This is a genomic window from Lysinibacillus xylanilyticus (assembly GCF_001183605.1).
GTDB lineage: Bacteria > Bacillota > Bacilli > Bacillales_A > Planococcaceae > Lysinibacillus > Lysinibacillus xylanilyticus.
Genome location: NZ_LFXJ01000002.1, coordinates 477,624 through 490,472 on the forward strand (window position 1 = coordinate 477,624; position 12,849 = coordinate 490,472).

At 37.9% G+C, this 12,849-nt stretch carries 13 protein-coding genes and 8 tRNA genes; 20 read left to right on the forward strand and 1 reads right to left on the reverse strand.

Going from position 1 to position 12,849, the window contains the following annotated elements:
- Positions 1–78: 78 nt before the first annotated feature.
- Complete coding sequence (locus ACZ11_RS02565) at positions 79–699, reverse strand: rhomboid family intramembrane serine protease (protein ID WP_049663434.1); 621 nt, start codon at positions 697–699, stop codon at positions 79–81.
- 64 nt (positions 700–763) lie between these two features.
- Here ACZ11_RS02565 and acpS point away from each other — a divergent pair, with 64 nt between their 5' ends.
- From acpS to ACZ11_RS02665, 20 genes are all read left to right on the forward strand, one after another.
- The gene (gene acpS, locus ACZ11_RS02570; RefSeq protein WP_049663436.1) at positions 764–1,117 is read left to right on the forward strand and encodes a holo-ACP synthase; all 354 of its coding nucleotides are present in this window, start codon (positions 764–766) and stop codon (positions 1,115–1,117) included.
- 299 nt (positions 1,118–1,416) lie between these two features.
- The gene (locus ACZ11_RS02575; protein ID WP_049663438.1) at positions 1,417–2,514 is read left to right on the forward strand and encodes a LolA family protein; all 1,098 of its coding nucleotides are present in this window, start codon (positions 1,417–1,419) and stop codon (positions 2,512–2,514) included.
- 219 nt (positions 2,515–2,733) lie between these two features.
- Entirely contained in the window at positions 2,734–3,855 is a 1,122-nt protein-coding gene (alr, locus tag ACZ11_RS02580) for an alanine racemase (RefSeq protein WP_049663441.1), read from the forward strand.
- 512 nt (positions 3,856–4,367) lie between these two features.
- Entirely contained in the window at positions 4,368–4,631 is a 264-nt protein-coding gene (locus ACZ11_RS02585) for a hypothetical protein (RefSeq protein WP_049663444.1), read from the forward strand.
- 4 nt (positions 4,632–4,635) lie between these two features.
- On the forward strand, positions 4,636–4,986 hold the full coding sequence (locus ACZ11_RS02590) for a type II toxin-antitoxin system PemK/MazF family toxin (protein ID WP_049663446.1): 351 nt from the start codon (positions 4,636–4,638) through the stop codon (positions 4,984–4,986).
- 394 nt (positions 4,987–5,380) lie between these two features.
- A complete protein-coding gene (locus tag ACZ11_RS02595) occupies positions 5,381–5,788 on the forward strand; it encodes an anti-sigma regulatory factor (RefSeq protein ID WP_049663448.1) in 408 nt (135 codons plus the stop codon).
- 12 nt (positions 5,789–5,800) lie between these two features.
- On the forward strand, positions 5,801–6,796 hold the full coding sequence (locus tag ACZ11_RS02600) for a PP2C family protein-serine/threonine phosphatase (RefSeq protein ID WP_082172640.1): 996 nt from the start codon (positions 5,801–5,803) through the stop codon (positions 6,794–6,796).
- A 65-nt stretch (positions 6,797–6,861) separates the two neighbouring features.
- A complete protein-coding gene (locus ACZ11_RS02605; protein ID WP_049663450.1) occupies positions 6,862–7,197 on the forward strand; it encodes an STAS domain-containing protein in 336 nt (111 codons plus the stop codon).
- Positions 7,194–7,664 carry an anti-sigma B factor RsbW gene (gene rsbW, locus ACZ11_RS02610; protein ID WP_049663452.1) on the forward strand — a complete coding sequence of 157 codons (471 nt, stop codon included), beginning with the start codon at positions 7,194–7,196 and terminating at the stop codon, positions 7,662–7,664. The genes ACZ11_RS02605 and rsbW overlap by 4 nt, the downstream gene beginning before the upstream one ends.
- The gene (sigB, locus tag ACZ11_RS02615) at positions 7,642–8,427 is read left to right on the forward strand and encodes an RNA polymerase sigma factor SigB (RefSeq protein WP_049663455.1); all 786 of its coding nucleotides are present in this window, start codon (positions 7,642–7,644) and stop codon (positions 8,425–8,427) included. Before rsbW ends, sigB begins: the two co-directional genes overlap by 23 nt.
- A 200-nt stretch (positions 8,428–8,627) precedes the next feature.
- Complete coding sequence (locus tag ACZ11_RS02620; RefSeq protein WP_049663532.1) at positions 8,628–10,802, forward strand: Tex family protein; 2,175 nt, start codon at positions 8,628–8,630, stop codon at positions 10,800–10,802.
- A 365-nt stretch (positions 10,803–11,167) separates the two neighbouring features.
- Positions 11,168–11,638 (forward strand): SprT family protein, encoded by a 471-nt coding sequence (locus ACZ11_RS02625; RefSeq protein ID WP_049663457.1) that lies wholly within the window; start codon positions 11,168–11,170, stop codon positions 11,636–11,638.
- Positions 11,639–11,720: 82 nt separating this feature from the next.
- Positions 11,721–11,797, forward strand: a tRNA-Asn gene (locus tag ACZ11_RS02630).
- A 1-nt stretch (position 11,798) separates the two neighbouring features.
- Positions 11,799–11,870: transfer RNA gene (locus ACZ11_RS02635), tRNA-Glu, on the forward strand.
- Between the two features lie 36 nt (positions 11,871–11,906).
- Positions 11,907–11,982, forward strand: a tRNA-Asp gene (locus ACZ11_RS02640).
- Between the two features lie 4 nt (positions 11,983–11,986).
- Positions 11,987–12,061, forward strand: a tRNA-Gln gene (locus tag ACZ11_RS02645).
- Between the two features lie 15 nt (positions 12,062–12,076).
- Positions 12,077–12,149 (forward strand) — tRNA-Lys (locus ACZ11_RS02650).
- A gap of 68 nt (positions 12,150–12,217) precedes the next feature.
- A tRNA-Leu gene (locus tag ACZ11_RS02655) sits at positions 12,218–12,303 on the forward strand.
- A 26-nt stretch (positions 12,304–12,329) separates the two neighbouring features.
- Positions 12,330–12,406: transfer RNA gene (locus tag ACZ11_RS02660), tRNA-Arg, on the forward strand.
- 21 nt (positions 12,407–12,427) lie between these two features.
- Positions 12,428–12,501 (forward strand) — tRNA-Gly (locus ACZ11_RS02665).
- Positions 12,502–12,849 lie beyond the last annotated feature (348 nt).

Sequence of the window (12,849 nt, forward strand, 5' to 3'; positions counted from 1 at the left end):
GCATATCACTCTAGTATAAAAAAAGAGGAGCAATCCGCGATAATAGCTTATAACGGAGGATTGCTCCTTTTGTACCTATTACTTACCCGCCATCTTTTGTTTACGCCAGCTTAAAATTCTTTTTGGATGTAAGTAAACGAGTCCAAGAAGGAAACCTGCTACTAAGCCGCCTAAGTGAGCATAGACATTCACATTCGACTGTAGGAAAGTCATGATAACGCTGATTACAATGATAGGCAAAATAAGTTTACGAAGCATCGGCATTGTACGACGTGTATAGTAGACAAGTGCTCCGAAAGCTCCGAATATTCCAAAAACAGCTCCACTTGCACCAAGACTTACATAGTCACTATCATAAAGTAGATAGGTTGCCATGTTGCCAATAATACCAGACATTAAATAAATTGTAATAAAACGTGCCTTGCCAGCAATTCTTTCAAGCTCTGGTCCGAATAAATACAGTGAAAACGTATTAAAGAAAACGTGCAAAAAGCCAGCATGTAAAAATATTGCAGTGAAAACACGCCACCATTCACCAGATCGTATAAGGAAGTTTGCTTGAACTCCGTAATTCAATACATTTTCTCCTACTCCAGGTAAAATAGTTAGTACATAAACAATTAAATTAACCGCTATTAATGTTGAAACAATCGGATAATACTTTGTATATTGCTTAAAATTTTCTGTTCTACTAAACATAACTCCACCTCAATTTACAATCATTATACATGGCTTTTAAGAAATAGGAAAAGGAGAAGTTCAAATGATTAAAGGAATTGGTCTCGACATTGTAGAAATTGACCGTATTGCTAAAGCAATGAGAAGAACAAATAAATTTAAAGATCGCATTTTAACTGAAAAGGAAAGAGTTTTGTTTGATGCACATTCAGAAACTCGTAAAATAGAATTTTTAGCCGGACGATTCGCTTCAAAAGAAGCATTTTCAAAGGCATTAGGAACTGGTATTGGTGAAGAATGTAAGCTTCATGATATTGAAGTTTTAAGAGGGGAAGCAGGAAATCCAGTTTTATATTTCAAAGGACAGCTTGTAAATGGATTTGTAAGTATAACACATTCCAAGCAATACGCTGCGGCACAAGTAATATTATTACAATAAATAATGATAAACAAAGCTTTCGCCATATAAAATATTAAAAAGGCTCATCACCAACTGTGACATCCGCCGGAGGCTTTGGGCCAACGTGATGTTGGTCACTCAGTCGTTGCCACAGGACGTGTCGTTCTTAGACTGAGTTCCTCTATTTTTAGCCATTGTTCAAACACCTGCTGAAAGAAGTTAAAAGTAAATAAATTTCTGAGTGAAGATAAATATATTGCCCTTATTCAAATGACATAACTGACAAATACGGTTCATATATTGTCGTAGTGGATTTGAAAGAAGGAAAGGGTGAAAGCGTGGGCAACCGTATAGTTAAATGGCTCGTCTTATTTTGTACGATATTACTTTTATCGGCATGTGGTACAGACTCACAGGAAAAAGTCTTGAAGAAAGTTAATGGGAAATGGGCAGATGCAAACGGTTATGAGTTAAATGCTACGATGGAGATTAAAGCTGGTGGAGATCCGAAAAAATATGATGTAACAGTTTGGCATACGAAACCTGATTTCTATCGAGTAGAAGTAGTAGAAAGTGGGAAAGATGTTTCACAAATGATAGTGCGAAATGCAGATGGAGTTTTTGTTGTTACACCTACATTAAACAAAATGTATAAGTTCCAAAGTGATTGGCCAAAGAAAAATAGTCAAGCTTATTTAATAGGTGCACTAGCAGAAGATTTAGCACAAGATAAAAATTTAGTCATGAAAGAGGAGGACAAAGCATATATATTTGAAGCGGCTACTAGAAATAGCTATAAAAATAGTATGCCTCATCAAGTTATAACAGTTGATAAGAAAACAATGCTTCCAACTTCCGTAGTAATTATGAATGATGTAAAAGAAGAACAAATTCGTATTACATTTAAAAATATAAAATTAGGTGTTCAACATGCGGCTAAAGAGTATGCGGTTGAGCAATTTACAGAATCGGATGAAACAAAAGGTGAACAAGCTACACCATCAGAAAAAGAAAACAAAGATAACAAAGACGGTAAGGAAAGCACTAATAACCCGAATGGAAATGAAGAGAAACAGGCAGTAAGTGCAGAAGCCGAAAATAAGTTCCAAACACACTATCCTGTTGTAAATATTGAAAATACGAAGATGGTGGATGAGAAAGTTATACGAGAGAGTGGAATGGACCGTGTCGTCTTAACATTCGATGGTGATAAGCCATTTACTGTCATGCAACAACCAGTTACGAAAGAGGCTGCAATGTTGCCAGTATCGTCTCCTGGTGATCCGGTAGATTTAGGCTTTACAATCGGTGCTATTACCGATACCTCTATTAGCTGGGAAAAGGATGGCGTTGAATTCTTTGTAGCATCTAGTAAATTGACTCGTGAAGAAATGGTGCAAGTAGCCACTTCTATGACGATAGGTAGTATGAAATAATTTTTATAGCTACAGCTTTCTATTTGGAAAGCTGTAGCTTGTTAAGCAAAATAGTACATTTTTGAGTAAAATTAACATTGTTTAGAGGTTGTTAAGTCATATATGATAGAGGTTATGTAGAAAATCAGTCTAAAATAGAACAACTTATGTAAAAATAGTGTAGAAAAAGCAATTTATTCAATACATAGTGTTTTAATAAAAAATAAAGAGGGTATTCTAATGAAGACACAGCAATATTTTAGACCAACTAAAGCAGTTGTAGACCTACAAGCTATTCAACAAAACGTAAAAAATTTGAAAAAGCTACTTCGACCTAATGTTCAAATTATAGCTGTCGTAAAGGCAAATGCATACGGTCACGGAGATGTAGCCGTTGCAAAAGCAGCGCTTGAGGCTGGTGCAACAATGCTTGCAGTGGCAACGCCCGATGAAGCATTACATATTCGAGCACATTTTGAAGAGCCAGACATACTAATATTGGGTGCCTCTCCAGTTTCATTTGCACCATATGCTGCTCAGCAGCGCATTATTCTTACGGCCTTTGCAAGTGAATGGGTGCAGCAGGCGGCTCCGTTCATAGCTGATGAAGCAGACCCTTTACGACTACATATTAAAGTAGATAGCGGTATGGGCAGAATTGGTGTTCGTTCAGAACAAGAATTATTGGATCTATATCAAACAATACAGAATACAGTGAATGTGGAGCTTGATGGAATATTTACACATTTTGCGACTGCGGATGAAGAAGATACTTCATACTTCGATAGACAGGTACAGTTTTTTGAGAAATGTGTAACTGCATTGCCTGAAAAACCTAGACTTGTACATGCCTCAAACACGGCTACATCTTTAGTAAAAAATGCGCATTTACAATTTGATGCCGTTAGATATGGCATATCGATGTATGGATTATCACCATCTCCTTATGTAGAAGGTATTTTACCATTCCCGTTACAGCCAGCGTTTTCGCTAGAGAGTGAGCTTGTTCATGTGAAACAGTTACAAGCAGGTGATTCAGTAGGCTATGGAGCTACCTTTGAGGCCCCTTCGGATATGTGGATAGGAACGATGCCAGTAGGCTATGCGGATGGAGTAATTCGTAAATTAGGTGGACAAGAAGTACTAATTGATGGCCAAAGAATGCCGATTGTTGGACGAATTTGTATGGACCAATGTATGGTTGCCTTGCCTAAAGCATATGCTATAGGTGAGAAAGTAACGCTCATTGGTCGTCAAGGACAGGATGCTATTTCAATGAATGAATGGGCAGCAAAGCTTGAAACCATTAATTATGAAGTACCATGCATTATTACAGCGAGAGTTCCTAGATTATACATTTAACTTCTTTCAGTAAGTAGTGTTTTTGTAGCGAAAGCAGCGTAGCACATCCGTTGAAAGAACGCCACGTCCTGTGGCATTACCGAAATGACCGACATCGTGTCGGCCATCATGAAGGCCTAAGCCCAAAGCCAATTCCGGACGCAACTATGCCGGGGCATAATAGATTCTTTAGCCTAAAACTAAAGAAGTTACTTTAGGATTTAGTATAGGCGATTTTAAATAGTTTAGAGATCTAACTTTGGACAAATGAATACTATATCAAAGCACTAAACAACTTGGTGAATAACAACTATAGAAGAACATGTTGGATTTACTAAGAAGATGAGTCATTCATAATTTGTGACAAATTGCAAGGTGAATGAATCGGCATATACCTTCGACAAACTACATATTTTTACAACTTGGACTTTAAATTGTCAGATATTTTGTCATTTCGTGTCTTTTCAATGATATCTTTCAATGGTAGAATGGGTAGTAATGAAAAGTGGATGGTTCCGTTGGAGGTGCTTGCTGTGTACGAGAAAAAGTTAAGAGAAGCTACAATTGCTGTTCAAGACAGACTATTTCTACAAACTAAGGAAGTAATTGAAAGTGAATCTTTTGCGCGTATTTTGTCGCGCAAAGTTTTAATGCAGGAGCAACCAAATCAAATACGGGAAGCTATGATGAAAGGATATGTTGAAATGTCTCATATAAATCTGAGTATTGCAAGTGAATGCTTGCATGCAGAATATGAAGCACAACATACAGTGGAGCGTCTCGTTAGCGGGGGATGACACTTTGAATGTAAAACGTGGTGACGTTTTTTTTGCAGATTTATCGCCGGTAGTCGGGTCCGAGCAAGGGGGCACTAGGCCGGTGCTGATTATTCAAAATGATATTGGCAATCGATTTAGTCCGACTGTCATCATCGCAGCTATTACTGCACAGATTCAAAAAGCAAAATTACCGACGCACGTTGAAATTAATGCTGAAAAGTATGGTTTTGAACGTGATTCGGTTATTCTGCTCGAACAAGTGCGGACGATTGATAAGTCAAGATTGACAGATCGTATTACGCAACTTGACCATGCGTTGATGGAGAAAGTTGATGGTGCATTGATGATTAGTTTAGGGCTTGTTAAATTTTGATATACATATGTGTATAGTGGCATCGAGATGAATTTTCATCTCGATGCTTTTTTTTCTTCATTCGGCAGATGTTTTCTGTGCGAAAGCGAAGCGACAGCGGCAAATTGTTTTTGGAAATTATGCCAAGGGAGATTGATATTGTACTCTTGGATACTGTATTACCCAAAATTGAAATCACTATTCAAAAATGGTATTAATAGATTTAAGATATACTCAAAATTTATACTTAGAATAGATTTTTGAAATAATATCGAGAGGTCTAAGAAAATATACTTATTTAGAGAAATTACATCAAGGTAAAATTGATAAGATCATTTAAATTATTTAAAGTATTTAGTTAAGTAGTCGAAAAAAGTGTAAAAGTATAACTCCGACAGGAATTGGGGGGGCAACAGTGACAATTAAGTCTTCGGTTGAAATTATTACTGAGTGGGACATAGTAGAAGCAAGACAACTGGGGCGTGACGAAGCGAAGGCGCTTGGATTTGACACTGTTGATCAGGCACGAATCACCACAGCTATAAGTGAACTAGCCCGAAATATATATTTATATGCAAGGATAGGTGTCATTGAAATTGAAAGAGTTGAGACTGACGCTGACACTGAGAAGAAAATAATTGTTATTGCAACTGATCAGGGCCCAGGAATAGAAGATGTTCGGAAAGTGATGGAGGATGGTTACTCCACTTCAGGAGGGCTCGGTGCAGGTTTACCAGGGGTTAATCGATTGATGGACAATATGGTTATTCAATCGGTAATGGGAAAAGGAACAACGATACGAGCTGAAAAATGGCTGCGTTAGGATGTGGAATTTTTGGAACAATTAGAATCTCAATATCAAAAGATTTTGTCAGATTATATGACCGATCAAACTGAAAAGAATTTGTATATTGCTCAAAATTTCACTCGTCAGTTAATCCAAAAGAATATATCTCCAGAGGATGTTGTAAGTGTTCATAAAAACGCAGTTGAGAAACTATTTCCGCGTAGAATGAGTGAAGAACAGCTTGCATATGATTTTCTTATCGAAGTTATGGTGCATTATGGTATGGCTCATAGGGAGCATCAAAGTTTATTACAAAAACAAGCAGAGTATGAAATGGAAATGAAAATCGCTACAAACATTCAGAAAACATTACTTAAAACAGACGTACCCCAACTTTCAAGTATTGATATAGGAATGATATCTATCCCAATTCGGAAGATGAATGGAGATTATGTACATTTTTTATATAATCGAGAGGATTTTTTAAGTGTAGCTGTGACAGATGTGGTAGGTAAAGGTGTTCCAGCTGCATTATGTATGTCTATGGTGAAATATGGCCTTGAAACGTTAGATTACGCATATAAAGATCCTTCATATGTATTAGAGGTCATCAATCGAGTAATTGAAAAGAGTGTAGACGACAGTATGTTCGTTTCTATGTTTTACGCCTGCTTGGATATGCGAAAGAGTATTCTTTCTTATGCTTCTGCAGGTCATGAGCCGGCCCTTCATTATAGCGCTAAACATAATGAATTTTTTCCTTTGGAGTCGACAGGATTATTACTAGGGGTGCTACCGGAAACGAAATATTTGTACAACGAAATTGTTTTAGAAGAAAATGATATTGTAGTAATGATGACGGATGGTGTTACGGAATTCAGAGCGCATGATGAAATGAATTCACGAGAGGTCATTTCATCATTAATAATGGAAAATAAATACTTATCAGCTCAACAATTATGTAATCTTCTTTATAAGCAAATTGAAGAAATACAGGATTTTAAACTATCTGATGATTTTACAGTTGTGATTATAAAAAAATAGGGTTTCAATCTTTGTGATTACGGGAATAGAATAAAAGTCAAATAAATATGGTGGAGGTGTGCTGTATGGATATGGCGATACACTTTAAAGAACTTGATAATAAATTATACGGATTTGTTGAGGGCGAAATAGATACTTATACTGCTTCACGACTTAGGGAGGAATTAGAAGCAGTGAATATTACTGAAGGATTAGAAATAGTACTTAATCTATCAAAAATTAATTATATGGATAGTACAGGGTTAGGTGTTTTTGTTGCCTTTTATAAAAGAACGTTACGTGAAAATGGTAAAGTTAAACTTGTCGGTTTATCGAATAGATTACAAAGGTTGTTTGAAATTACTGGTTTAAGCGATTTAATGGATATTGAAACTGATAAAAAGGTGGAATCACGAAAATGAAGGAATTTGATTATATTGAGATAAGGGTTCCTGCAAAACCGCAATTTGTCAGTGTGATTCGATTGACGGTTTCTGGCTTAGCTAGTCGAGTTGGGTTTAATTATGATGATATTGAAGATTTAAAAATTGCAGCAAGTGAAGCGGTAACGAATGTTGTACATCATGCATATAAGGACGAAGAAGAAGGTGAGATCGTCATTGGCTGCGCTCTGTATGAAAATAAACTAGAAATGATGATTGCAGATTACGGAAATAGTTTTAATTTTGAGGAGGTAAAGTCGAAAATTGGTCCGTATCATCCTGAAGAGAGTATTGCGGGTCTACGCGAAGGCGGTTTAGGGCTTTATTTAATGGAAACTTTGATGGATGAGGTGATGATAAATAACGATGGTGGCGTAACTGTTTTCATGACAAAGTATGTTTCTAGAGAGCAGGTGGAAAACAATGTCGAAAGAATCACTACATAAATCTTCGTCCAAGGAAGATATACTAAGGTGGATTGCATTGTATCAATCAACGGAGGATGATGAAGCTCAAACAAAACTAGTGATTCATTATCGATATTTAGTTGAGTCCATTGCACGCAAATATTCGAATGGTAAGTCTCATTATGATGATATTGCTCAAGTAGGTATGCTGGGGTTGCTAGGTGCAATAAGACGTTTTAATCCGGATGTTAGTCGTAGTTTTGAAGCGTTTGCTGTACCAACGATTGTTGGGGAAATAAAGCGCTTTTTACGTGATAAAACTTGGGATGTTCATGTACCAAGACGTATAAAAGAGTTAGGACCGCGCATTAAAACAACAGTGGAAGCTTTGACAATTGAGTTGCAGCGTTCCCCATCTATTAAGGAAATCGCAGATCAATTAGAAGTGGAAGAAGAAGAAGTTTTAGAGGCTATGGAGATGAGTCGTAGTTACCATGCTCTTTCTATGGATCATTCAGTAGAGTCAGATTCTGACGGCAGTACAGTAACATTATTTGATATTACGGGTAAAGAAGATGATGGCTTTGAGATGACCAATAAAAGAATGATTGTTTCTGACGCTATGAGTACCTTAGATGAGAGAGAAAGAGAAATAATTCAGCTTACATATTTAGAACAACTTACTCAAAAAGAAGTTGGGGAGCGATTAGGGATTTCTCAAATGCATGTATCAAGAATACAAAGGAAGGCAATAAAAAAGTTACAGGAATCTATCCTAGTAAGTGATGGTGTTTCGCTCTAAAATTTTTGGGGGCGAGGGGCTGTCCTAAAAATGAATATAGTATGCTTCAAGACATTAATGCGTTTTGACTAAGTGTGAGTGATAACGGCCTACTCTTACATTTACAGAAATAGTTTACTCTCTTCTTCAGAGTAGACTATTTTTTTGCAATTTTAGTAACGTGTAATGGTAAAATGAAAAGAAAAAAAGGTAGTGATGATGTGGAACAAAAGCAAATTTTACAGCTCATTGCAAAGGATGTAGCTATTAAGCCAGGTCAAGCTGATGCTGTTATTAAATTATTAGAAGAAGGAAACACCGTGCCATTCATTGCACGTTATCGAAAAGAAGCTACTGGATCCCTTGATGAGGTACAGATTAAAGCTGTAGAGGATCGTTATCACTACATACAGCAGCTTGAACAACGCAAAGAAGAGGTTATACGATTAATTCAGGAACAAGATAAACTAACACCTGAATTAGAACAAGCTATTCAAGCTGCAACTGTTTTACAGCGTGTAGAGGATTTATATCGACCTTATAAACAAAAACGCCGAACAAAGGCGACTATAGCGAAAGAAAAAGGGTTAGAACCTCTTGCGGATCTTCTATTAGAATATCGTAGCGATGCTTTAGAACAATTAGCAAGGGCTTTCGTAGATGCGGAGAAAGTTGCCAATGTAGAGGATGCGTTAGCTGGGGCTCGAGATATTTTAGCCGAGCGCTTTGCTGATGAAGCGGCAATCCGTGAAAAAATTCGTACGTATTCTTGGAAAGATGGAGTACTCGTTACTAGTGTCAAGAATGCAGAGGCAGACGAAAAAAACGTTTTCGAAATGTATTACGAATATGAAGAGCCTGTAAATCGTATTGTCCCACACCGTATTTTAGCTGTAAATCGTGGTGAGAAAGAGGAAATCTTAAAAGTAGCAATTCAAGTACCAATAGATCGAGTGTTGATGATTATGTGGAAGGAATGGATTCCTGCTACAGGTTCTTCACCAGCAATTGCCGAAGTGAAGCTAGCGATAGAGGATTCGTACAAGCGTTTAATTCAGCCTTCAATAGAACGAGAGTTACGAAATGAACTTACAGAAAAGGCAGAGACGCAGGCTATCCACATTTTCTCTGAGAATTTACGTAATCTTTTATTACAGCCTCCAATGAAAGGGAAGTATGTTTTGGGTGTTGATCCGGCGTACCGTACAGGTTGTAAATTAGCTGTGGTAGATGAAACTGGGAAAATGCTAGAGGTTACAGCCATTTATCCACATCCGCCAAAGCCAGATGTAGCAAAATCAAAAGCAGTTGTAAAAGAGATTTTAGCAAAATACCCAATAACTATAATTGCTATTGGTAATGGTACTGCCTCACGCGAAACAGAACAATTTATAGCGGATATATTGAATGAGCTTGCAACTGATACGGCCTATGTTATTGTCAATGAAGCAGGGGCATCTGTTTATTCAGCGTCTGAAATTGCCCGTGCAGAGTTTCCTGATTTACAGGTAGAACAGCGTAGTGCGGTTTCTATTGCGCGTCGTTTACAAGATCCGTTGTCGGAGTTAGTAAAAATTGAGCCAAAAGCAGTTGGAGTAGGTCAATATCAGCATGATGTCTCTCAAAAGAAATTGACGGGGTCCTTAACATTTATAGTAGAGACAGCCGTTAACCAAGTTGGTGTTGATGTTAATACTGCCTCAGCTTCGCTACTGCAATACGTTTCTGGATTATCTAAAACGGTTGCGGAGAATATTGTGAAGGTACGAGAGGAAACTGGACAATTTACTACACGTGCTCAGCTAAAGAAAATTCCGCGACTTGGTGCTAAAACGTATGAACAAGCAATTGGTTTCTTACGTGTTCCAGGAGCAAAAAATGCATTTGACGCTACGGGCATTCACCCTGAAAGTTATAGTGTAGCCGAGCAGGTTTTAGAGGTAGCACAGATTGATAAAAAAGAGCTTGGGACGCAGAAGGCAGAGGTGGCCATTGCAGAACTAGATGTAGAAAAATTAAGTGGAGTTTTAGATATTGGAGTTGTCACAATACAGGATATTGTTGATACATTAATGAAACCAAGTCGCGATCCACGTGATGCATTCCCTCAGCCTCTACTGAAAACAGATGTATTAAAAATGGAAGATTTACAAGTTGGGATGGAATTGCAAGGTACAGTGAGAAACGTAGTTGATTTCGGAGCATTTGTAGATATTGGAGTGAAGCAGGACGGGCTTGTGCACATTTCAAAATTACAAAAAAGACGTATTAAACATCCATTAGAGGTTGTTGCTCTCGGTGACATTGTGACGGTTTGGGTAGAACAAATAGATGTCAATAAAGGGCGCATTTCACTAACAATGCTACCTCCTAAAGATCAAACTATCGAAGGGTGACGTCCGCCAGAGGCTTTATCTTCATTCAACAGGTGTTTGGACAACTATTGATAAAGAACCACTTCCTTATTCATCTCACTAACTTTAGAGGAGAGAGTTTTCGGCTGAAAGAAGATAAAGTGAAACTTTTAATCAGAGGGGTCTTCATCTATCTATTGAGTATTAATCTTCAGCAATCAGGCTTTTACGGACGGTTTATCTCCAACCTAACTTCATTGCTTTTGCTGGATTTTGAGTTGGAAGTCGTATAACTGCCGCATCGCTTTCGATATAAACAAATTACTGCCTGTTAATACAGGATAAATTAATACCACACTGTCTATACTAAGCAGTGTGGTATTCTTGTTGTTAGAGGTGATATAGATATGAACAATGAGGAACTACAAAATCTCGTTAGTCGAATATCATTAGAAAGTTTTCAGAAGCCATTTATGCATAGAGCATATTTTAATTCAAGGTTACGTTCAACAGGTGGACGTTACCTTTTACAATCACACAATATTGAAGTTAATCTAAAAGCTTATGAATTGTATGGTATTAGCGAGGTAGAAGGTATAGTTCGACACGAATTATGCCATTATCATTTACACTTGGAGGGCAAAGGGTATCAGCATCGAGATAAAGATTTTCGAGATCTTTTAGTAAAAGTGAATGCTCCTCGTTTTTGCTCAGTATTGCAAATCCCTAAAACATCTCAAAAAAAACAACGTCGACTTTATACATATACGTGTGTAAAATGCGAACAATTATATGTAAGAAAAATTAGAATGAATGTAGAGAAATACCGCTGTAGCAAGTGTCTAGGACATTTGAAACTAATAGAACAAAAAAAATAATAAAAAAGGGTTGACGTTTGCTGTAGGTGTCTCTATAATAATAAAAGTCGACAAGATAACGACGACAAAATATATGAATTATTCCGAAGTAGCTCAGTTGGTAGTAGCACCTGACTGTTAATCAGGTTGTCGCAGGTTCGAGTCCTGCCTTCGGAGCCATGGCCCCTTGGTCAAGCGGTTAAGACACCGCCCTTTCACGGCGGTAACACGGGTTCGAATCCCGTAGGGGTCATTTCATTAGTTTAATTCATAAAAATATAGTAACATTGGTCCCGTGGTGTAGCGGTTAACATGCCTGCCTGTCACGCAGGAGATCGCCGGTTCGATCCCGGTCGGGACCGCCATTTTTGGGGTATAGCCAAGCGGTAAGGCAACGGATTTTGATTCCGTCATGCCTAGGTTCGAATCCTAGTACCCCAGCCATTCATTTCTTAATTTGAGCCATTAGCTCAGTTGGTAGAGCATCTGACTTTTAATCAGAGGGTCGAAGGTTCGAGTCCTTCATGGCTCATCTTTTTCAAGAAAAAAAGGTTGACTTTTCGGGTTAGCGTAGTATAATAAGAAAGTTCCCAATCGAATGCGGTCGTGGCGGAATGGCAGACGCGCTAGGTTGAGGGCCTAGTGGGGGCAACCCCGTGGAGGTTCAAGTCCTCTCGGCCGCACCAAGTCAATTTATGAATATATATAATATGCGCCCGTAGCTCAATTGGATAGAGCGTCTGACTACGGATCAGAAGGTTATGGGTTCGACTCCTGTCGGGCGCGCCATTTTAAATAAATATTATTTTCGCGGGTGTAGTTTAATGGTAAAACCTCAGCCTTCCAAGCTGATGTCGTGAGTTCGATTCTCATCACCCGCTCCAAAAAAACTGTTGACATTCATATTCTTATGTAGTATGATATAGAAGTTGTCGCTTTAAAGCGACGTAATGAACCTTGAAAACTGAACAAGCAAAACGTAATCAATAAAGTTTTTAGTAACTGACCTTGAGTTGGTGAACGAAACAAAATTTTGGACATCAAATATGATGCCAGCAAAACAATTTGAGCTAATCAAATTTCTTTTATGGAGAGTTTGATCCTGGCTCAGGACGAACGCTGGCGGCGTGCCTANACTGTTGACATTCATATTCTTATGTAGTATGATATAGAAGTTGTCGCTTTAAAGCGACGTAATGAACCTTGAAAACTGAACAAGCAAAACGTAATCA